At 44.8% G+C, this 22352-nt stretch carries 19 protein-coding genes and 1 pseudogene; 9 read left to right on the top strand and 11 right to left on the bottom strand.

The features are described from left to right. Positions 1-79: 79 nt before the first annotated feature. Complete coding sequence (locus NV379_RS08940; protein ID WP_373426099.1) at positions 80-1810, top strand: ABC transporter ATP-binding protein; 1731 nt, start codon at positions 80-82, stop codon at positions 1808-1810. Further along, on the top strand, positions 1803-3599 hold the full coding sequence (locus NV379_RS08935; RefSeq protein ID WP_258206948.1) for an ABC transporter ATP-binding protein: 1797 nt from the start codon (positions 1803-1805) through the stop codon (positions 3597-3599). The genes NV379_RS08940 and NV379_RS08935 overlap by 8 nt, the downstream gene beginning before the upstream one ends. A gap of 44 nt (positions 3600-3643) precedes the next feature. Here NV379_RS08935 and NV379_RS08930 read toward each other — a convergent pair whose 3' ends face one another. Beyond that, on the bottom strand, positions 3644-4333 hold the full coding sequence (locus NV379_RS08930; RefSeq protein ID WP_258206947.1) for a glycosyltransferase family protein: 690 nt from the start codon (positions 4331-4333) through the stop codon (positions 3644-3646). 16 nt (positions 4334-4349) lie between these two features. Beyond that, on the bottom strand, positions 4350-4976 hold the full coding sequence (locus NV379_RS08925) for a CmcI family methyltransferase (protein WP_308860268.1): 627 nt from the start codon (positions 4974-4976) through the stop codon (positions 4350-4352). 269 nt (positions 4977-5245) lie between these two features. Between NV379_RS08925 and NV379_RS08920 the strand changes: the two genes are divergently transcribed. Continuing rightward, complete coding sequence (locus NV379_RS08920) at positions 5246-5812, top strand: methyltransferase domain-containing protein (protein ID WP_258206946.1); 567 nt, start codon at positions 5246-5248, stop codon at positions 5810-5812. 76 nt (positions 5813-5888) lie between these two features. On the opposite strand, the gene NV379_RS08915 is transcribed toward NV379_RS08920, so the two are convergent. Beyond that, positions 5889-6557, bottom strand: coding sequence for a glycosyltransferase family protein (locus tag NV379_RS08915; RefSeq protein ID WP_258206945.1), 669 nt, complete (start codon positions 6555-6557; stop codon positions 5889-5891). 17 nt (positions 6558-6574) lie between these two features. Beyond that, the gene (locus NV379_RS08910) at positions 6575-8059 is read right to left on the bottom strand and encodes a peptidase G2 autoproteolytic cleavage domain-containing protein (RefSeq protein WP_258206944.1); all 1485 of its coding nucleotides are present in this window, start codon (positions 8057-8059) and stop codon (positions 6575-6577) included. Positions 8060-8307: 248 nt separating this feature from the next. Here NV379_RS08910 and NV379_RS08905 point away from each other — a divergent pair, with 248 nt between their 5' ends. From NV379_RS08905 to NV379_RS08895, 3 genes are all read left to right on the top strand, one after another. After that, a complete protein-coding gene (locus tag NV379_RS08905) occupies positions 8308-9768 on the top strand; it encodes a glycosyltransferase (RefSeq protein WP_258206943.1) in 1461 nt (486 codons plus the stop codon). 104 nt (positions 9769-9872) lie between these two features. Further along, on the top strand, positions 9873-10568 hold the full coding sequence (locus tag NV379_RS08900; protein ID WP_258206942.1) for a pseudouridine synthase: 696 nt from the start codon (positions 9873-9875) through the stop codon (positions 10566-10568). A gap of 46 nt (positions 10569-10614) precedes the next feature. Beyond that, complete coding sequence (locus NV379_RS08895) at positions 10615-11871, top strand: MFS transporter (RefSeq protein ID WP_258206941.1); 1257 nt, start codon at positions 10615-10617, stop codon at positions 11869-11871. A gap of 68 nt (positions 11872-11939) precedes the next feature. On the opposite strand, the gene NV379_RS08890 is transcribed toward NV379_RS08895, so the two are convergent. The 6 genes from NV379_RS08890 to NV379_RS08865 form a co-directional block, all read right to left on the bottom strand. Next, positions 11940-12674, bottom strand: coding sequence for a nucleoside phosphorylase (locus tag NV379_RS08890; RefSeq protein WP_258206940.1), 735 nt, complete (start codon positions 12672-12674; stop codon positions 11940-11942). A 197-nt stretch (positions 12675-12871) separates the two neighbouring features. Next, positions 12872-13777 (bottom strand): ABC transporter permease, encoded by a 906-nt coding sequence (locus NV379_RS08885; RefSeq protein ID WP_258206939.1) that lies wholly within the window; start codon positions 13775-13777, stop codon positions 12872-12874. Further along, positions 13761-14828: an ABC transporter permease gene (locus NV379_RS08880; protein WP_258206938.1), complete on the bottom strand. Its 1068-nt coding sequence runs from the start codon at positions 14826-14828 to the stop codon at positions 13761-13763. The genes NV379_RS08885 and NV379_RS08880 overlap by 17 nt, the downstream gene beginning before the upstream one ends. Then, positions 14821-16323: an ABC transporter ATP-binding protein gene (locus NV379_RS08875; protein ID WP_258206937.1), complete on the bottom strand. Its 1503-nt coding sequence runs from the start codon at positions 16321-16323 to the stop codon at positions 14821-14823. Before NV379_RS08875 ends, NV379_RS08880 begins: the two co-directional genes overlap by 8 nt. A gap of 100 nt (positions 16324-16423) precedes the next feature. Beyond that, positions 16424-17458: a BMP family protein gene (locus NV379_RS08870; protein WP_258206936.1), complete on the bottom strand. Its 1035-nt coding sequence runs from the start codon at positions 17456-17458 to the stop codon at positions 16424-16426. A 373-nt stretch (positions 17459-17831) separates the two neighbouring features. Further along, positions 17832-18857, bottom strand: coding sequence for a M23 family metallopeptidase (locus NV379_RS08865; RefSeq protein WP_258206935.1), 1026 nt, complete (start codon positions 18855-18857; stop codon positions 17832-17834). A 195-nt stretch (positions 18858-19052) separates the two neighbouring features. On the opposite strand from NV379_RS08865, the gene NV379_RS08860 reads away from it, so the two are divergent. Beyond that, positions 19053-19802, top strand: coding sequence for a response regulator transcription factor (locus NV379_RS08860; RefSeq protein ID WP_258206934.1), 750 nt, complete (start codon positions 19053-19055; stop codon positions 19800-19802). Continuing rightward, positions 19792-21549 carry a sensor histidine kinase gene (locus NV379_RS08855; protein ID WP_258206933.1) on the top strand — a complete coding sequence of 586 codons (1758 nt, stop codon included), beginning with the start codon at positions 19792-19794 and terminating at the stop codon, positions 21547-21549. The genes NV379_RS08860 and NV379_RS08855 overlap by 11 nt, the downstream gene beginning before the upstream one ends. Positions 21550-21601: 52 nt before the next feature. On the opposite strand, the pseudogene NV379_RS08850 reads toward NV379_RS08855, so the two are convergent. Beyond that, positions 21602-21784, bottom strand: a pseudogene (locus tag NV379_RS08850) (anaerobic C4-dicarboxylate transporter family protein); the annotation flags it as partial. 349 nt (positions 21785-22133) lie between these two features. Here NV379_RS08850 and NV379_RS08845 point away from each other — a divergent pair. Continuing rightward, on the top strand, positions 22134-22337 hold the full coding sequence (locus NV379_RS08845) for a hypothetical protein (RefSeq protein ID WP_258206932.1): 204 nt from the start codon (positions 22134-22136) through the stop codon (positions 22335-22337). Positions 22338-22352: the final 15 nt, after the last annotated feature.

The following is a 22352-nucleotide window of genomic DNA, read 5'->3' as shown; positions in this document are numbered from 1 at the left end:
TTCTAACGAAATTAATAGAAAAATGTTATAATTATAGGAATGACTTTTTATCTTTATCAAAATGAATGGAGGAATGCAATTGCAGATGCTATTCCGATTCCTGAAACCATACCGCTTGCGAATGATTCTTGCGCTCTTACTTATCCTGACTGAACTTGCGGTCGAGCTCGTGCATCCGATGATTATGGCGAAGATCATAAATGAAGGCATTATGCAGACGAATCTACCCCTGATTTATTGGTGGGGAGCGGTTATGATCGGGATGTCCTTAATCGGTTTTGTGGGTGGAATTATTAATTCATACGTTGCTTCTTATGTGAGTCAGCATGTCGGATTTGATATAAGAGAACGATTAATGGAGAAGATTCAGCGTTTTTCTTTTGCAAATTTTAACCGCTTTCAATCAGCAAGTCTGATTACACGGGTCACAAGTGACGTATCGATCATCCAGAACCTTGTGTTTATGGGGCTTCGAATTATGATGCGAGCGCCACTTCTGATCATAGGAAGCATAGTGATGGCGTTGGTAGTTGATTACAAGCTAGCTCTTATCCTCGTTATTGTCATGCCGATCGTGTTCGCCTTTTTGGTGTGGAGCATGAAGCGAGGCTTTAAGCTATTCCGCGCTGTACAGCAGCGATTGGATCGTGCGAATGGCGTGCTGCGTGAGAATTTGCTCGGGATGCGTCTGATTAGGGCATTTGTGAGACAAGACCATGAGAATAAGCGCTTCGCAGATGCGAATGAAGAGCTCAGAGAGACGACGAAATCCGCGCTTCGGTTGATGGAACTGACGTTTCCGATTGTATTGCTAATCTTGAACTTAAGTATACTTACAATTCTTTGGTTAGGTAATCGCGAAGTGCTTATAGGCGGGGCTAATACGGGGGAAGTCGTAGCGGTTATTAACTACTCGATGCGCATTACGGGTGCATTTTCCGTTTTATCGTTTATTCTTATGAATCTTTCACGCTCAAAGGCGTCTTTGCAACGCATCAGTGAAGTGATGGAGACGGAAGTTGATCTAACGGATAGCAATAAGGCGAAGGATGAAGATCAGATTAGGAATGGATCGATTACATTCGACGGTGTATCTTTCCAATATCCTGGATATGAATCATCTGTCTTAAAGTCGATTTCCTTTACGATTTCAAGCGGACAGACTGTAGCCATCTTAGGTGCGACAGGATCAGGGAAATCGTCGTTATTCCAGCTCATTCCTCGGCTATACGATGTGAACGAAGGTACTGTACGCATTGATGGATACGATATTCGTGAGATGAAGATGGAGCAGCTGCGCAATCAGATCGGTTATGTACCGCAGGAGGCACTGTTGTTTACAGGAACCGTGATGGAGAACATTGTGTGGGGAAAAGAATCGGCGACAGTGGAAGAAGTCATAGAAGCGAGTAAACATGCGCAAATTCATGAGACGATCATGAAATTACCTAATCAATATGAAACGATTCTCGGTCAAAAAGGCGTGAATCTGTCCGGTGGTCAGAAGCAGCGTCTATCCATTGCTAGAGCGCTCATCCGTAATCCGAAGATATTACTGCTCGATGATAGTACCTCGGCACTTGATGCGAATACGGAAGCGAAGCTGATGGATGCCCTGCAATCATATCCATGTACGACCTTGATTATTACGCAAAAGGTTAGTACCGCACAGCAAGCGGATCATGTCATCGTATTGGAGGATGGCATCCTGCTAGCACAGGGGACTCATGATGAGCTGCTAGTAGAATGCGAGCTCTATCAACGCATCGTAGAATCGCAATATGGGAAGGAGGCGGTAGCACATGGCTAAAGCGGGTCAACAGACAGGTAAACCGTCGCCAAAGCCGAAGAATTGGTATCGCACCTTGTCTCGTATTGGCACTTATTTATCTGCTTACAAAGGGATGCTTGCTCTTATTCTAATTATGGTTGTGGCAAGCTCACTGCTAGCCCTACTTGGTCCGTATTTAATCGGTCAAGCAGTCGATATCTTTATCGTAAATAAAGAGCTTGAGGGATTATGGTCGGTCATTGGACTTCTTATAGGGGTATACATTCTATACTCGTTATCGACCTGGCTTCAGAACTACTGGATGATCGGGGCAGCACAGCAAGCGATTTACTCCATGCGTACGGATTTATTTAAGCAGCTGCATCGATTGCCCGTATCGTACTATACAAAGCGACAGCATGGTGAGCTCATGAGTCGCATTACGAATGATATTGATAATGTCAGTCAGACGCTTAACAGCTCGTTTATCCAGATTTCTTCCAGTGTTCTGACGTTTATCGGGATGATTTCACTCATGCTGTGGCTAAGTCCACTGCTTACGCTTATTACGCTTATGATCGTTCCGATCATGTTTCTGGGGATGAAATGGATTACGAATCGCACAGGTAAGTTGTTCAAGGAGCAACAGCGTAACATAGGCGAATTGAATGGATTTATTGAAGAGACGTTCTCCGGTCAGAAGATTGTAAAGGCGTTTTCCCAAGAGCAGAAGGTGATCGAGACGTTTCGTCTGAAGAATGAGCGTCTGCGTACTTCGGGTTATTGGGCGCAGACGTATTCGGGATTTATTCCAAAGCTGATGAACGTACTGAATAACTTGAGTTTTGCTTTCATAGCAGGGGCAGGAGCATTACTTGCGGTGAGGGATTTAGTCTCGATTGGTGTAATCGTTACCTTTTGCGAATATGCGCGTCAATTTACTCGTCCTTTGAACGACCTGGCGAACCAGTTCAATACGTTTCTATCCGCGATAGCAGGAGCGGAGCGGGTGTTTGAAGTGCTGGATGAGGCAAGGGAAGAGAAGGATGAGCGACAAGCAGTAGCGCTTACTCAAGTTCGTGGAGATATCGAGTTTGAGCATGTTTCGTTTACTTATGAGCAAGGTGGAAACACATTACGTGATATTAGTTTCCGCGCAGAAGCAGGACAGACGGTAGCGCTTGTCGGCCCTACAGGAGCTGGGAAGACGACGATTATTAATCTGCTATCGCGGTTCTATAACTTGAATGAAGGTCAGATTTACCTGGATGGAACGTCGATTCAGGAGATTACACGGCAGAGTTTGCGTCAGCATATGGGATTCGTACTTCAGGATTCTTTCTTGTTCCAAGGGACGATTCGGGACAACATTCGTTATGGCAGGTTAGATGCTACGGATTCAGAGGTAGAAGCAGCTGCGCAGATGGCCAATGCCCATTCCTTCATTATGAAGCTGCCGAATCAGTATGAGACGGTGCTCGATCAAGATGGGAGCGGCATTAGCCAGGGCCAGAAACAATTGCTATCCATTGCAAGAGCGATGCTTGCGGATCCATCCATTCTCATCTTGGATGAAGCAACGAGCAGTATCGATACGATTACCGAGATTAAGATTCAAGAAGCGCTGTATCGCTTGATGCAGGGCAGAACAAACATCGTGATTGCACATCGCCTGAATACGATTCGACAGGCAGATCTTATTCTTGTTCTTGAAGATGGCCGCATTATTGAACAAGGTACACATCAATCTTTACTTGAGCAGCAAGGATTCTATTATGGCATGCATAACAATCAAGTACGTATAGAAGCGAAACACACCATCGGATAATTTCCGTGGTGTGTTTTTTTTGCGATGAGCGATCGACAATTCCTTTACTCGATTGGCGCGTGGAGAGGAAGCAAGGCGCGATAACGAGTGAGGAATGCTTCACGGCATCTGTAATAATGCGCCCAATCTACTTCGTGTGGGTGTAAGTGTAGAACCCAAGGATTAGTCTGCCTTGGAATAATGATCTGATGTCCAGCGTGAAGGAAACGAATCGATTGAGAAGCATCGTAGAAGTGATAATCACCAATTGCTTCATCCCAATCCACATCTACTTGTGTAGCCATAAATGCACCATCAATCGATTCGACGACTTCATAAGAAGTGTGAACTTCATTAGAGATTTGCAGGGAAGGGACTTGATCAATCATTGCCATGTATTTGCGCACGAGTGGTTTACCTTCCCACCAAGAGCCAGTTGGGGCTTGACGTTTGCAGCCCATAATACCGATCATGCCGATTTTAGAAGAAAGCTGAAAGGTTGCAACGCACTCATAGATAAAGAAGGGATGAATGATGTACGTATCTTGATGGATGTAGACCTTGTACTTGGCATTGGAACGGCGCATACCTTGGTTGTATCCCGATGTCATGCTATATGATCCATAAATAGGAATAATTTCAACGGTAAAACCATGTGGTACGGCTAGTCGGGAAATATGATATTTGCAAGTTTGGTACAAGTTTTCATTATTGACACAGAGGATAAATGCTATCGCATTTTCATTGATATACATGAATTCATCCTCCGTCTCATCTTATTCTGCGCAAATAACCATTCCAGTTGAAGGACCAATGGAATTTATGCTGACTCGTATCGATTTCGAAGTCATCATGTTGTTCGAGAAACTTGGTAACCGCTTCTTTAGGACCCGGATTGTTGAATTCGAAAGATACTTCGTCACAGATCGTATCCTCAACAACAATATAACTGCCAACAGAGACAAGAGGATGGTACAGCGCCAGCTCCTTCTGGACATGTTCACTGAAATGATCGGAATCTAGAATAACGAGGACTTTGTCGGTTGGTTCTATAAATACTTTGACTTGCATGAGTGTATGAATGGAACCAGAGTCAGCTTGGATGTACGTAATACGTGGGTGAACAGGTCGATTCGGTTGAACAATGCTATCGATGGTGATGATTCTGCCATTTTGCAATAGATCACAAATATGAGCGAAGTATAACGCACTTCCTCCTTGGAATGTTCCGCATTCAATAATAATATCTGGTCGTACTTTCGTTAAAATTTCTTGATAGAGGAATAAATCGGATGGACATTTTAAGGTGTTGATGCCCATCCATTGCGTTTGTTTCCAAACCTCTGAATAGAAAAAATGCTGCATGAATTTAAGAGCAGGCTGTTCCATTATGTCCATACGCTAAACACTCCTTTAAAGTTCTAATGGATCTAATCAAGCAGGCGTTTCGCTCGTTCGTTGTCATACAATATGTTGCGTGTGCGCGTTTGGATTGGACATGAACACTAGAAATAAGAGGATTTGCTGTACAGATGCCGTGGCTGCAAGTTAACTGGCAACATAGTTTAATACATAGTTACTAGCGACAAGCACCCATACGCCGCAAGGGTTAGGCAATTGTACAGCAGCGGGTCTTGAAGCATTCTAATAAAATAGGAGCTGATCAGATGCGACAAAGCATAAAAGATTTCGTCCAGATTTGTGCGGAAACGTTGCCGTGGAAATCGCCTGTATATGAATTTGGTGCTTACCAATGTGCAGGACAAGAGGGCTTCGCCAACTTGCGCCCCTTGTTTTCGAATGTACCGTATGTAGGTTGTGACATGCGTCCAGGTCCAGGGGTGGATATGATTCAGAATTTGCATGCCATTGATCTGCCGACCTATGCAGCAGGGACGGTAATTAGCCTCGATACCATGGAGCATGTGGAATATCCGCATCTTGCGCTTCGTGAGTGTCATCGTATTTTGCAAGGCGGAGGCGTATGTATCATTAGCTCCGTTATGAACTTCCCGATTCATGATTATCCTTCTGACTACTGGCGCTTTACACCAGAGGGATTTCGCTCGTTGCTAAGTCCATTTGAGACGATCTTGGTTGATTCAGCTGGTCAAGAATTACATCCACATACGGTAATTGGAGTAGGGATTAAAGGGAGTGTGCACCCTTCAATAATGGCAGTACTGCAGCATAAGCTACAATATTGGAAGAGCAAAGCTTATATTGATTACTAAGAGTACTTAGAACGTGCGAAAAGCCTCTTTTCCTAACTGCAATCTAAATGCAGGAAGGGGAAGAGGCATTTTAATGTTATTTTCCAAATAAATATGGGGCGTATAGGGGGATGAAGTGTGTGCGGAGACGATAATATTCATCATAGTCCACATCGTCCAGGCAATAATGATAGACCCAAGAAGTATCTTGTCTAGGTACTGCAATTTCGTAATAACGTTGCCGGAACCGGATGCATTGGGATGCGTCGTAGAAGTGGAACCCTGTTACATTCTCATCCCAATCAATATCGACTTGTGTGGCCATAAATACACCATCAATGGATTCTAATCCAATATAAGGCTGATACACTTTACCGATGCAGAGCGTCGTTTCACTCTGGAAAAAGGCATCAACTGTGCCATAATGAACGCCGGCTTCCCACCAGGAACCGGTTTGAGCCAGTTTCGTTGTACCGATCACACCAATTAGACCGATTTGCGGATTGTTTATGAATAAGCTTAAGCATTCTGTAATGGTATGGATGTATTGAATAAATGAATCTTGATGAATATAAAACTTATACTTGGCATCACTTGCACGCATGCCTCGATTGTAACCTGAAGTCATGCTGCCTGCGCCATAGATGGGGATGATTTCAATCGAATACCCAGGTGGGACATAGAGTCTGTTTAAGTAAAGCCTACATTTCTCGAACATTTTGTCGTCATTCACACAAGCGATGAATGCGATTTTATAAGGATTCATGGGAGTAGCACCTCCATTCACGATAAATGTGAAACATCACGAAACAGAATAAGAATCTGGGAGGGGGATATACGTTTAAGTACACGGTAGCCATGCTGGACAGTTGTAGCTATTCCTTCCTTGCTCGGTCGGCAGTAGCCATTAGGCTTGCACGTACCGTCATCTCTTACAAGAAGTCTACCGAGAAGTCCGACAGTGATCCACTCTGTACGCTTGGAACGCGGGATGTAAGTTTGTCTAAAATCATAGTCAGGATCAAGAAGGGGTTGGAGTTCGTGACGTTCTGGACTAATGACTTTCCCATAGCCGTCTTTGAGAGGAAGGTGCGGGACTTTTTGGAAGACCATTTGTCCCCATGGATCGGTTACAAATTTGGATTTCCATCTGAACTCACCGCTATTCATGATAAGAGCAGCAGTCCCTTGTGTGACGCCAAGAATGAAATCATCGTCTTCGGTTGCCGTTCGAATTTGATCCTCCTCCGTCGTAACGAAGTATCCCGGCTTAATCTCAAGTCCATCTATCGTTTCGTACATTTCTGCAATTCCTGAGCCTGCAACGGACATATGACCGTCTAGATACAAGCTGCTATCTGTTCCAAGCAATTTGGCTGCCAGACCCGGGTGCTTTGTGTCTATTCCATTGGCTAAGTACCAAGCATACTGTCCTTCGAGTCCAGTGTCTGGATTTCCGAACTTGCCCATAATGTGAACACCATCGAGACCACCTGTATCGGTAAAATAACCTTCTGCGTGCGTAGAAAATCCACCTGACTTGCAGCGAACACCTTCGACATGTGCGCCGTAACCAGCTGCTTCAGTATAGCTCCCCTCAGCATGTGAATAATTTCCGTTGGCATGAGTCGTATTTCCTTCTGCATGAGCGGCTGTACCGCTTGCACGTGTGAAATTTCCTTCTGCATGTGCAGCTGTCCCATTTGCAATGGAGCTTTCTCCTTCGGTATGCGAGGCATAACCTGATGCTTGAGTGGTAGATCCTTCTGCGTGAGCGGCGAGTGCAGTTGCTTCGGAAGCATATCCTTCTGCATGTGCAGCAAGTGCAGTAGCCTTGGTGGAGGTGCCTTCGGCATGCGCAGCGCTTGAATTGGCAATCGTGTTGCTTCCTTCTGCATGTGCCGATATACCGGATGCTAGAGTATTACTGCCTTCCGCATGGCTGGCTGTTTCGGTTGCTTGAGTCGATTGTCCCTCTGCATGAGCAGCAAGACCGTTAGCGCGAGCGTATAATCCTTCCGCATGTGCGGCCTCTTCGGCTGCAATCGTTGTGAACCCTTCGGCATGACTGGCAGCCCCACTGGCAAGTGCCTTGTAACCTTCTGCATGTGCCATATGACCGGAAGCTTCACAGCCGGAGCCTTCGGCATGCGAAGTATCTCCTAACGCTTTCGTATTGTAGCCCTCGGCGTGAGCGCTATTTCCGGTTGTTGTATTCTTATCATTCGTTCCTGAGCTTTCTCCACTTGTCCTATATCCTGTTGCCACCATGGATCATCCTTTCAACACTCCGGCATGAGCAAACATGATTCCATCCTAGTTCACGTAAAAGTTCTCATTTGTATATGTATGCATGGCTTAGCAGGGTGGATAGGTACAATGCCACAGTCAGGCAGAAGAGATTCCCGATAATAAAGCGAATAATCGACCGCTGTCCGTATCTCTCTTAAATGGATAAACATATGTTGAGAACAAAGGTAGTTTGCTATGGGTGTGGGGATAGGGAGGGCTCTGCTATGCGTAAGGACAAAGTATCGATTATTATTCCGGTATTCAACCATAAACAGTATCTAGAGGCATGTATTGAATCTGCAATTAAACAAACGTACAACAACATCGAGATTGTAATTATTGATGATTGCTCATCGCAGCCAGAAGTCACAACGATATTAGATGAATTTAAGAAGTATGATTTTGTAAAAATATTTCGTAATGACAAGAATATGGGCATTTCCCGCACGCAAAATCGCTGCATTCAAGAATCAACAGGAGAATTAATTGCTTTCTTGGATTGTGACGATCTGTTATTGCCAGATGCGATTGAGAAGTCGCTTGAATATTGGACGGAAGAAACACGTTATTCATTTAGCAATCGGATTCATATCGACGAGTCGAATAAGGAATTTGAACGATTTAGCAGTGATGAGGAAGCGCAGATCGATATTTTTGGGGAGCATTTGAACGTCTACATGTATGCTTCTCATTTGAAAATCATTAGACGTGACGTCTTCTTACTTGTCGGCTTATTTAACCCCGACCATGATGGTGCGCAGGACTACGATATGCTGCTGCGTATTGCATTTCATTTTCCAAGAATAATATTCGCCCATGTGCCTGAATTTGTGTATAAGCATCGGATTCATCGGCGGCAGATGTCCAAGATCACGCAAGAGGTCGCGATGGAACGGGCGATCAAGATCTCCAATGAATCCAAGCTTCGCAAAGCGATTCGTAGTGGGATCTATGATCGATATGTGATCATCATGCTGTTAGTCGAAGCGGGTAAAGAGCATCTGGCAGCGAAATGTATGGAATTGATCCAGCATACAGTCGCAATCCCTCATAAGGTATGCATATTCCAGCGTGATGACGAGCGCAAAGCATGGATGAGATACATCGGGACGAATACGTACTTTATCCTGCTTGATGTAGATATTGAGGTCATGCCAGGGTGGATTGAAGAACTGCTCGTGCGTGCAGCAGAGGGTGTAGATATCGCTTCTGTTTCTTGTCGTGTAGTAGCGAGGGATGGGCGTGTTCGATCCGTAGGGGGAGTAGCGGAAGTTACGGAAGGCCGTACGCGCTTTGCTCCCATGCATTATGGGGATTCGCTGGCGAATATGGAGACATTGGAGCGCCAAGATACCGATTGGAATCCAAGTTGGGCGGTGTTATACAAAGGATGGTTCTCTGAGCTGGATGGGGATGCATATACCTACGATGGGGGTCTTGCGTCGATTCGATTACGGCTTAATAATAAGCGTCTGGTTAATGCACCGAATACGCTCCTGCTGCAAGATAGCCTTGTGGCGCGAACACAGCATCAGAATCCACTTGAAGTGATGGCTGCATTCGCACGTCTTTACCTCGAAACAGGCATAATTGTGGATGATCCCGATGCATATGCACGTGCTGGTTACGATACAGCCCAAATGGCGAACGACGAGATTGGATGGATGCTGCGGAACTTGCCATGAAGATGGGTTTAAGAATAAAAAAAGCCATTACAAGCACTCTTCATTGAAGCTTATAGTGGCTTATTTGTATACTAGGATTATCATACGACGAAAGCAGGCACGACATGAGAATCAACAAGTATATCAGTGAAACGGGATACTGTTCGAGAAGAGAAACGAATCGTTTAATTCTAGCAGGTCGGATTACGATTAATGACGTAGTGTGCGAACCAGGAGCTACGGTCAGTGCAGGTGATATTGTGCGGATTGATGGTGGGGAGCTGCCGAGTCGCGCAGAAGCGGTTTATCTTGCACTGAATAAGCCAATCGGAATTACGTGTACAGCTCAGAAGCAGGTGCCCAGCAATATCATTGATTTTGTTAATTATCCTTCACGGATTTTTGCAGTGGGGCGCTTGGATAAGGCGTCTGAGGGGCTAATTCTACTTACAAATGACGGGGATATTGTGAATCGAATGATGCGCGCCGAACATGGTCATGAAAAAGAGTATTACGTGACCGTGGACAAGCCTGTCACGAAGCAGTTTATTCAAGAGATGTCTAGTGGTGTAGACATTCTTGGCACGACTACCAAACCTTGTGAAGTGTTCCAGATGAGCGAGTGCGAGTTCCGCATTATTCTAACTCAAGGTCTGAATCTTCAAATTCGTCGAATGTGCAAGGAGCTTAGCTACCGGGTGCTAAAGCTTGAACGAATTCGTATTATGAATATAACGCTAGATGGTTTAGAGCGGGGTGCATGGCGAGAGTTAACTCGTGACGAACTTGAGGAACTTCTTGCTCAGTTAAATAGGGAATAGCAATTGTATTCCACTGCTAGCAAATTATTTACTATTGGAGGTTTATGTGATACCGCAATTGGAGCAGAAACAAATTCAGAAACAGAGTAGGAAGATTTATTGGATACAGCTTGCATTAATTTTTGTCGGTTTTGTCGTATTTGGTTTCTCGGAAAATATTAAAGGACCAGCCATCCCGCGTATTCAGTTCGAGTTTATGTTGAACGAATCACAACTGGGTACGCTCCTATCATTAAATGCATTAGGTTATTTAATTGCATGTTCCTTTACCGCGTATTTAACTCGAATATGGGGGATTAAGGCGGTAACCGTTGCTGCATTTGGGACGATGATTTTATCGGGTGTGCTTATCTTCTTCTCCCATAGTTATCCGATGTTCTCGTCATCCTATTTCTTAATGTACATCGGTAACGGGATGCTAGAGATTGCACTTGCGATCTTGGGTGCACGAATTTTTGTGAGAAATACCGGAATGATGATGAACTTAACTCATGGTTTCTATGGACTTAGTTCGACTGTCGCTCCACTAATGGCAACAGGACTTATGGCCGTGCAGATCGGCGATTATACACTTGACTGGCGCGGGATGTATCTCGTCGTACTTGCCTTGTCGTTCATTCCAATCGTGATCACGCTATGCGCTTCTTTCCCTTCAGTGAATGAGGAGGCAGGGGAGCGAGCTTCACTGAAAGTTCTTATGCGAGATCCAGTATTATGGTACATGGTGCTTATTCTTACATTTGGCGTCGTGTCTGAGCTTGCAGTGGGCGGTTGGCTCGTTAATTTCTTGGAGAAAGCGTACGGATGGAGCGCCGTGACCGCATCGGGAATGTTATCTGCGTTCTTCCTGTGCTTTGCACTAGCAAGGCTGATTCTCGGACCACTTACGGATAAAATGGGCTTCACCTTATCGCTCATCGTGTTCTCTGCTTTGTCTGCGTTATGTACATTTGCCGCGATTGGGTTAGGGGAGTCAGCCTCGTTCTTGTTCGCTGCAGGTGGAATCGGCATTGCGATGATTTACCCAACGGTAATGGCGTTTATTGCGAGACGTTATTCAGGTGCAAGTGATACGGCGATTACGTTTACCGTGACCATGATGGGGCTGGGCAGTGTCATCGGGAATTATCTCATTGGCGGCGTGATTGAAGGGGTTAAATCTTGGGTCGGAGCAGATACGCAGGCGGGTCTTGTTCGCGGGCTTCAGGCGGGTTATGGATTTATCGGTTTATGCGCGGCGATCTGCGCAGTGTATAGTTTTCTATTGTATCGTTATTTGAAGAAACGTCATGAACTTATATAATTTGTTATGAAAAAAAGAGCGAAGCTTCCACTCGGGGCTTCGCTCTTTCGTTAGTTTGGCGGAATTGACTATGCGTTGTCTGCTTTCGCTAAGCTCACAATTGCATGTAAAGCGATGTTGATCTCGCGTTCAACTGCTTCACCAACGGCGTTCGTATGCGGGTCGTATTCACCTGCAAGATCACTGTCAGCGAAGCCATCGATGGCTACAATTGCGCCTGCGCGTATGCCGCGAAGTGTTGCAACCACGTAAAGGGCGGAGATTTCCATCTCCGTTGCGAGCACACCTGCTTGCTTGTACTTCTTATGTGGAATTTCTTCTACGCCAGTGAAGAATGCATCTACGCAAAGAGTGATGCCTTTGCGCACGACACCTGGAGCGTCTACTGAAGCTTGTGCGAGTGCTTCGACTACAGCGCTATCGGCAACCGCAGGGAAGCCGCTTGGTACAAGCTGACGGGACAGTCCATCTTCACGAGCTGCAGCCGTACTGATGACTAAGCTCCCCGAAGGAATGTCAGCGGAGTATGAACCGGCAGTGCCGACACGAATAATCGTCGTAACACCTGCACGAATAAGCTCCTCGAAGCATACGGCTGCACCTGGGCAACCTACTCCGTGACTGACAACAGCAAGTTTCACACCTTGAAACTCACCGACGAATGTACGGTATTCTCTTGCATAGGATAATTCTCTAGCGTTATCTAATTTATCCGAAATCGCTTTCGCCCGGCGCGGATCTCCGCACACAATCGCGTAAGCAGGCATATCTTTGGAGTGAATTTCTAAGATTGGTAAGTACATGGTGGATCGAGCTCCTCACGTTGTTTTTATTAGAGAGAACAAAAAAATGATCACTACAGGCAAAAGAAGCACTTCCGGTCGCTGTCTCAATCGTGAATTTTGAATTGACTTAATGGTAGTTTCACGATTTCAAAGGCGAACACTACGTTCCTACAGTTGCTTCTTTTTCCTTTCGTTAATTTTTTGTCCTCACATTTTTACCTCGAGCTTCCGCTCGATTTTTGTGCATCAGATAAATAGCTGCTTTTTCTAAAGAAGAATAGTGCAATAAGTGTCACGACATAAGGTATCATCATCGTAAATTGAGTAGGTAGGGCAAAGCCTTGCAATCGAATACTGATCGCTTCCATTAGTGCGAAGAACAGACTGGATAGCGTTACGCCGATCGGGCTAAATTGTCCTAGCATCATGGCAACGAGGGAGATAAATCCGCGTCCAGCGGTCATTCCTTCGGAGAACATCGTTAGATTACCAAGCGATAGCTGCGCGCCTGCCAGTCCGCAGAATGCACCACATGCGATAATCGCACCATATTGATAACGATGAATCTTAATGCCGATGCTTTTGGCTGCTATACTGTTCTCTCCAACCGCAAGCAGACGGAATCCAGTTACCGTGCGATACAAGAAGAAATGAAGTCCGATGACCAAGATAACAGTCAAGAACACAAGTGGCGATAAGCCTGTTAGCACGCCGCCTAGACCGGGAATGTCCCATTTCGGCAGACCGATCATATTTTTATCATAATAAGCGCCCTTCACATGGAAAATGGCTCTGAGACAGAACGTCGTGAGTCCAAGCGCAAGGAAGTTCATTGAAATCCCTACTACAATGACATTTGCTTGTAAGTGTATGCCAACATAGGCGAACAGTAGGGAGTAGATCATGACACAGACGACTGCAAAAATAACGGCGAGAAACACGTTGCCAAGCAGGTAATTGCCAAGGATCGCTGAGAAAGCACCGACAAGTACGAAACCTTCTAAACCTACGTTAAATACACCTGCGCGCGCACAAAGTAGACCGCCGAGTGCAGCGAGTAGAATCGGGACGACCATCCGAATGGTAGAATTGATCAGTGAGAGATCAAGCAGCTGTTCCATTTGAATTCCTCCCTTTCTTCCGTTTAATAAAGGCATAGCTGATTTTGGCTGAAACGAACACGACGATCACCGCTTGGATGACACTTGCAATCTCTAGTGGTACTTCGGTATTACGTTCGACACCCATGGCACCAGTTTGCAGTGCTGCGAGCAAGACTGCTGCAAGGGCTGTTCCGATTGGATTAGAGCCTGCAAGTAGGGCAGCCATGAGTCCTGACCAAGCATAGTTCGGGGACGTTAATGCGCCATCCAGATAGCGATATTGCATGCCGAGCACTTCAACAGCGCCTGCGAGCCCAGCAAGTCCGCCACTAATAAACATCGTAGTCACAACCATCGAGACAGATTTAACCCCGCCGTACATCGCGAAGAATGGATTGCTGCCCGTCATGTTCATTTCATAGCCGAACACCGTACTGCGCATCATCCAGAACAGGACAATGGTTGCAATGACAGCGATAATAAATCCGACATGTAAGCTTGAACCCGCCATTAGTTTGGGTAGCCAAGTGCTTTTATCAATCATGGCTGATTGGGCAAGTGCCGCAGAGCCTTTCGTATCTTTAAAAGGATTCGCAACTAAATATCCCGCTAATAGTGTAGCGACATAGTTTAATAGCAGCGTTGTGATAAGCAAATTCACTTTAAACTTTGCATCAAGCCAACCGGCAAAAGCCGACCATAATCCACCGCTGACGATACCAGCTAGAAGGGCACCAATTAACTTCACCCAGCCTGGACCTGGTAGGTAAAGGGCTGTTAAAGCTGCAGCAACTCCGCCCAGCACAAGTTGTCCCTCTGCCCCTAAGTTAAAGAATCCAGCTCTAAATGCGAGTGCTAATCCAAGTCCAATGAAGATGATCGGAACGGCGCGAGTGAGCGTATTCGTTAAAAAGTACGTGCTACCAAATGCACCTTTCCACATTTGCCCGTAAGTATCAAGCACAGAACCGCCAATGAGCAAGATCGCAATCGCCCCGATGATTAGACCGATAGCAAGTGCAGTAAGAGGATGAATGAGTGCTTTCGCTTGTTGTTTGAAATTATTCATGGTTGTTTCCTCCTCCTGCCATAAGCAAGCTGATTGCTTCCTCTGTTGCTTCATGACCGTTGACTTCACCAACGATTTTACCTTCATATATAACGAGAATCCGATCTGATAGCTTCAGCACTTCAGATAATTCTGAGGATACGAGTAGGATCGCTCCGCCTTCTTTACGTTTAGCAAGTAACTGATCATGGATGAATTCCATTGCGCCGATATCTACTCCACGAGTCGGTTCGGCTGTAATTAGAAATGGTGTTTCTTGTGCAAGTTCACGCGCTACAATGAGTTTTTGCAAATTTCCACCAGATAAATTTTGCGCTGTATTATGAATAGATGATGTCTTAATATCGAATTTCTTTACCCAACCGGCAACCATATCACGAAGTGCTTTATGATGTAGAATGCCAAGCTTTTGCTTGCTGCGTTGGAATCCCATGATGCCATTATCGAGTACGGTACGGTCTTTAGCAGAACCCCATTGATAACGATCTTCGGGTACGTGAGCAAGACCAGCTTGTCTGATTTGATGCGGTTGTTTGTTTATAAGACTTGTTCCGAGTAGCGATATATTTCCAGTGTGAGTGGGTAGTAGTCCGCAGATGCTTTGAATCAGTTCCGTCTGTCCATTACCAGAGACGCCTGCAATACCTACAATTTCACCAGCATGAACGGTAAAGTTGACTTGATCGACTACTGGTTTACCGCCTTCACCTTGCAAGCTCAAGTTCCTTACTTTCAAGACAGGCTTACCTTGCAGCGGTTCTTGCTTGATAACAGGAGCGAGTTCTCTGCCAACCATGAGACGGGAGAGTTCCTCGATATTCGTATCTGTTTTATTTAATGTGCCAGTCACCTTACCATTGCGTAATACCGTGATGCGATCAGCAACTTCCATAACCTCATGTAGTTTGTGGGTAATAAGAATGATGCTTTTGCCTTGGCTAGCAAGGCTCTTAATGGCGGTGAGTAATTCCTTTACCTCAATGGGTGTAAGTACCGCAGTGGGTTCATCCAGAACGATGATGTCGGCACCACGATAGAGTACTTTCAATATCTCCATTCGCTGCTGCGTACCAAGTGCACACTCCGAAACTTTCTTCTCCGGTGGTACTGGCATGCCGTACTTTTCGCTAAGTGCTTTGACTTGTTGCACAGCCTGCTTGCGATTGAAGCCAATGGCGCTAGATGGTTCAGTACCAATGACAATATTCTCGGCTACTGTAAAAGAAGGGAATAGCATGAAATGCTGATGCACCATGCCAATACCGTTTGCAATTGCGTCTCGAGGGGAGTCGAAAGAGACTTCTTTCCCACGTACTGCAATGGAGCCCGATGTCGGGATTTCCATGCCATAGAGCATTCGCATCAGTGTTGTTTTGCCAGCGCCATTCTCACCGACGATGGCATGAACTTCACCTTCGCGAAGTGAGAAATTGATTGCCTCATTCGCTGTAAAGTCCCCATACTTTTTTGTAATCTGCTCCATTTGCAGCAGCATGTTAGCACCCCTTATCTAGTTTGATTAAATCGAAAACCGACTGCGGGTGTAGATGCAGTCGGTCCGAATGGCGGCAATTGCCGGTGGTGGAATCAGAAGTCTATTGTTTCAATGGATCTTTCAGTACAAGCTTACCGGATACGATGTCATCATTGATTTGCTTCAATTTAGTAATCGTTTCAGCTGTAAGGAAAGGATTCATTTTTGTTTGAGAATCATGTGTTACAAATGGAACACCAACGCCTTTTTCTTTCAAACCGTAATCCACAACGCCACCTTTGAATGCACCGCTTGTGAAGTCTTTGATTGTCTCATAAGCTGCTGTATCCGCACCTTTTAACTGGGACAATACGATGTGTTCAGGGTCTTTGCTTGTGTGGTCAATATCTTGTCCAGCTGTGAAGAAGTTTTTCTCTTTCGCAGCTTCGAATACGCCAAGGTCACCAACAGCAGCAGCGCCTAGAATGAAGTCAGCACCTTTGGATTGTTGCAAGATCGCAAGTTCTTTCGCTTTTGCAGGGTCAGTAAAGCCACCTACGTAGTTAACAAGATATTTCGCGTTCGGGTTCGTTGCTTTCAAGCCTTCTTCAAAAGGAACCGTCCATTTCTTGATCATTGGAATGTCCATTGCAGCTACGATACCGACTGTGTTTGTCTTCGTGGACAAGCCAGCAGCTGCACCTAGCAAGTAGGAGGATTCGTATTCACGGAATACAACCGAGCGAACGTTAGGTCCTTCAATAACGGTGTCGATAATTGCGAATTTTTGGTCTGGATTTTCAGCAGAAAGCTTCTTCAAAGCGTCTTCTGCTTGGAAAGTCGCCGTGATAATCAGATCATATTTATCAGCAACAGCTGCTCTCATGTTTTGTTCAAATGCGTTAGGGTCAGTCGATTCAATCGTTTTAATTTGAACGTTGAACTCTTTACCTGCTTTTTTTGCACCTTCGTCCATGATCTGGAAGAATGGATTCACACCAATTTTTTCAGGAAGAACAAGTGCAATCTTCTTCGCATCTTTGCCTGCAGCTTGATCTGTATGGCCTTCATGATTTTCTGTAGTCGCCGCTTTGTTTCCACAACCTGCAGTAATGAATAGCACGAGTGTGCAGACGAGCATCAACATCTTTTTCAATAGTCTCGACCCCTTTATGTAAATATTTTTATTTTTTAAAATCCTATCGGTTTAATCGGAATTTGTCAATCTACTTTGCGAAATTAAACTTGTAGAATTTTGTCGAACAATAAACATAAATCCTATTATACTTAAAATTAATAGAAAGGGAATATCGTTTTTGTATAAAAATATGTACGATTGGTTAACATTTATAAGTTAATGTTCGTGTTTTACCGATGAATTGGCGTTTTAACGACTTGAATTGTATGCAAAAATAATATTTTGGCAAAAACTACATATATTTAACTGTTTTTTCAGTATATTTTATGTATTTTCCGAAAATGAGCAAAAAACAGCTCCATAGGGAGCTGTCGGAAGTGTGATTTTTCTATTAATTGTCCTTCTTTCCGGCCAATTCGCCGCGAATCGGTTTAGATCCATCTTTAAATGTAATCGGAATAGTGGTGGAGTGCTTGCCGTTGTCTGATGGGGGAGACATCTGATAGTGAACATGGGGTTCGCTCGAATTCCCTGAGTTACCGCATTTACCAAGAAGTTGACCCGCAGTGACAGAATCTCCTACTTTAACTTGGACGGAACCCTTCATCAGATGGGCAATCGAGCTGAACTCTCCGTTTGGATGCTTAATGGTAACGACATTTCCTGAAGGCTGCTTCGTATTCATTTCACCGCCGGGTGTATTATCTGCAATGCCGTCTACGGCTTCAACGACTACCCCTGCTGCTGGAGCTACAATCTCTTGACCAAAGGCGAAGTAGCTTTCGTTTTTCGTAGGATCACCTTCATAGGAATAGCCATTCTTTTCTTTTACAAAATCATAGGCATACCGATAGGACTCATACTCGTAATGATAGTTAACCATGATGTTCTTGCCTCCCCAGAAAACAAACCACTGATCGCGAAAAGGGAAGTCTACAATTGTTTTGGAGTAAGCTTGATCCGTTACAGGATGCGGAGAATGCGGCATAATTTGTATACCTTCGATTATGCCGTTCTTGTCCACAATTGCCGTTAATCCCTTCTGCCCGGAAGAATCATCCCACACATAGGACTCATAGCCATTGAGTTTGAATGTGGATGTGAGTTGAAAACCTTTAATATCGGATAAGAAATCTTTTGCCATCGATTTGAAATTGTTTAACGTAACCGCACCCTTCAGAGAGTCTCCGAATTGTGCATAGAGTTGATCGTATTTCCCATCTAGTAGAGCGGTTGGGATATCCTTCGCTGCGATTGCTGCGAGTTTTTGTGTGCTTTCTTTACCTGGTTGATTCATGGTATCGGCTCCTTTACTTGGAGGCATGTAACCGCACCCCGCCACCGCCGTAACAATTAATAGTAATGATAGGATAACTGCCTGTAGGCGAAATCGATTCCTTGTTCTCTTGTTATTCATTTGGTTCATCCTCTCCTCTGCTTGTATGAGATGAGTATACCGAATGAATCTTACACCATCTGTAAGACAGGTTTAACTTTGTATAAACAATTTAGACAAATCGCTGTAAAAAGTAAGGTTCTCGTAAGATTCCATTGTGAGTCAAGTAAATTTGACATGCTACAATGAGAACATTCGCATAATGGAGTGATGATAATGAAGGGTGCCAAGATTCTAATTGTAGATGATGAACGTTCGATTGTTGAGATCATGGAAACGGTGTTGCGTAAAGAAGGATTTACGGATATTGATACGGTTTACGATGGAGAAGCAGCACTCACGGCATGTGCTCATAAAAGATACGATATCGTCCTGTTGGACGTGATGATGCCGGGTAAGAGCGGCTTAGAGATTTGCCCTTTCATTCGGCAGACGACGAATGCGCCCATTTTATTCTTAACTGCAAGAATGTCGGATTTTGATAAATTATCAGGTTTTGCTGTGGGTGGAGATGATTACATTACGAAGCCATTTAATCCACTTGAGGTCGTTGCGAGGATGCAGGCTCAATTGAAGAGATATTTGCAGGTGATGCCACAGCTACAGCCTCAATCGCAATCGGAGGATCAGAGAACGGCAGATCGCTATGACTTTGGACGTTTTCAAGTGGATGCATCAGAAGGGACACTGACCGTAGATGGATCGATATCCCATTGTCCAGCACTTGTGTTCCAGTTGCTATTGTTCTTTTGCAAGCATCCGAATCGGATTTTTAACAAGCGAGAGTTGTACGAACGCATATGGGGGGAGGAGATGTACAACGATGATAATACGGTGATGGTCCATATCCACCGTGTGAGGGAGAGAATTGAGCGTGACCCCTCAAGGCCAGAATATCTTGTGAATGTAAGAGGGATGGGGTACAAGCTGACTAGCCCTAAAGGAGTGGATAGAAGTGATTCGTAGGCGGCTTGCGACAAGATTTGCATGGCAATTGGTGGCGGCAGGCGCGCTACTTACAGTCATTGCTGTAGGTATTGTCTCCTGGATGCTCACGAAATTAACGGATATCGAGATCAGCCGACAGTTCGCACCACTTGGGATATCACGTTTAATTTCGAACTCAACGATTAACGATCAAGGCTTGATCGTCGATCCGATCCTATTGGCGCGACTCAAGGAAGATGGAGGATGGTTACAGAGTCTCGATCCACAAGGAAATGTGCTACAATCCTTCAACGCTCCACAGGATTTGCCAACCCACTATAAACCGGGACAACTCATTGACTATTGGCTTCGAGGTGAGCCGTTCCCCTATCAACTACTCATGTGGATCGAAGTAAAGAAGGGGCATGTATTTACCTTCCTATATGGCAAAAAAGTAGATACACAACAATTGTTACAGATCGTCGTTGATAACGGTAAGATTGTGGATGATAAGCTTTCATTATCGGATCATGTGAAAGACGAGTTGAACAAGCTAGGGGGCTTTGTTCAAGTGCTCGATCAAGAAGGGGTGGAAGTGGCGTCTTGGGGTAAGCCCAAGGAGGCTCTATCTGCGTATCCACTTCATGAGCTGGCATTAAGGGCAATCCATCAGGAGCGTTACGGCTTGGGGATGGAGACAAAGTATATCGCGAGTTCAGGGCTGACATGGATGGTTCAGTATCCTATGATGCGCAGCGAAGAGCAGGCGGCCTTAAAGCCATTCATTCATTCGGAAATACAGGTCATGGTTGTTGGAATCGCAGCATTTCTGTTATCGTCTATGATCGTGTTTATTCTATTGTCCATCTGGTATGCATCGCAGTTCGGGACACCGATCTTACTCATCATCGGCTGGATACAGAGGCTTGGACAAGGCAACTACACGGATTATGATCAGGTGAAGAATAGAGCAATTAGGCGTAAGGGAGGATGGAAGCGGAAGTATCGTGACTTTGGAGAAGTAATGGAGTCGATACAGTCGCTATCTGTAACCCTACAAGAGGGGAAGAACACGGTAGAGCTAACGCAGCGCAATCGAGAAGAGTGGATTGCGGGTGTGACGCATGATATGAAGACACCTATTGCTTCCATACAGGGGTATGCCCACATGCTGGAGGCGGAGAAGTATAGCTGGACTCGTGAAGAAGTGCGGCATTTCGCTTCCAAAATGGTGGAGAAGACAAACTATATGGACAAATTGATCAATGATCTTGCACTGACCTATCGACTTCGAAGTGGGGAAATACCCGTACAATTCTCACAAGAAAACATTGGCACCTTGCTAACGGAATCCGTCAACCGCGTCATCGCACACCCTACATATGAGGGTAGACAGGTTTATTGCTTCATACCTGAAAACCCAATAATGGCTGCGGTTTATCCGCCTTGGTTTGAGCGAATTGTTCAGAACATCTTAGCAAATGGACTTATGCATAACCCTGTAGATACGAGGATAGATATTGAATTGATTCAGCTCAAGAATAAGGGGTGGCGAATCGATTTCAAGGATGACGGTCAAGGGATGGATCAACAGACGATCGATCGATTATTCGAGCGTTATTATCGGGGAACGAGTACGGAGACTGTGATGGAAGGTAGCGGTCTTGGTATGGCTGTTACCAAAGAGCTCGTTCACGTAATGGGTGGTCGGATTAAGATTGAAACGAAACTCGGTAAGGGGACGGTAATCAGTATCATTTGGGATGCTAATATACTCAAAAATTGAATGTGAAAAAGACCCTGTGAACGTTATGGTTCAGGGTCTTTTTGCTAAGTAATTACAAAATCAAAGCTGCAAGCCCGAAGCCAATTGCAATCGCAAGTGTCGTGGCAATAAGTCCAGGCAGCATGAATGAGTGGTTCAGCACATACTTTCCGATCCGCGTCGTACCCGTGCGGTCAAAGTTAATCGCCGCGATCACAGTAGGGTAGTTCGGAATGAAGAAATAACCGTTCACGGAATAGGGATTCATCAATCTAATTTAAATAATCAAATTTGTATAATTTGTCGAATAATTGACACAAGTTCCATTATACTTAAATTTGCGGAAAGGGATTACTTTTTGATTAAAAAATATGTACGATTCGTTAATAATTACATATAATGTTCGTGTTTTTATCGTTATTTGTCTGTTTTTAATGGAATATTGTTCGGAAAATACCAATATCCCGAAGTGTAGCAAACGACCGTGACCACGCAAGAATTGTTCCAGATCGCTTTCAATCTTGGAAGCATATGGGTTGTCACATTTTGGATTGTATGATAACCTACAATTTGTATTTTTCCATTATTAAGGGGGTTAATTATTTATGTTACGTGCTGGTATTATTTTTTTAATTTTGGGGGTAGGGGCATTCATACTTCCGCAGTTCGGTCTGCAATTCAAATTATTTAACGTTTTGGAAGACCTTTTTGGCGAAAGTCAAACCCTTGTCGAGATTGGTGTTGCAGTTCTTGGTGCCATCCTAGTAGTCATTCATTTTGCAAAGAAGAACAATTCATCCGCAGCGTAAGAAGAACAGATGGTT

Source organism: Paenibacillus radicibacter (assembly GCF_024721995.1).
In the GTDB taxonomy this organism is placed as follows: Bacteria; Bacillota; Bacilli; order Paenibacillales; family NBRC-103111; genus Paenibacillus_AM; species Paenibacillus_AM radicibacter.
The sequence above is the reverse complement of the archived record's forward strand: the minus strand, read 5'-3'. Positions and strand labels throughout refer to the sequence as shown.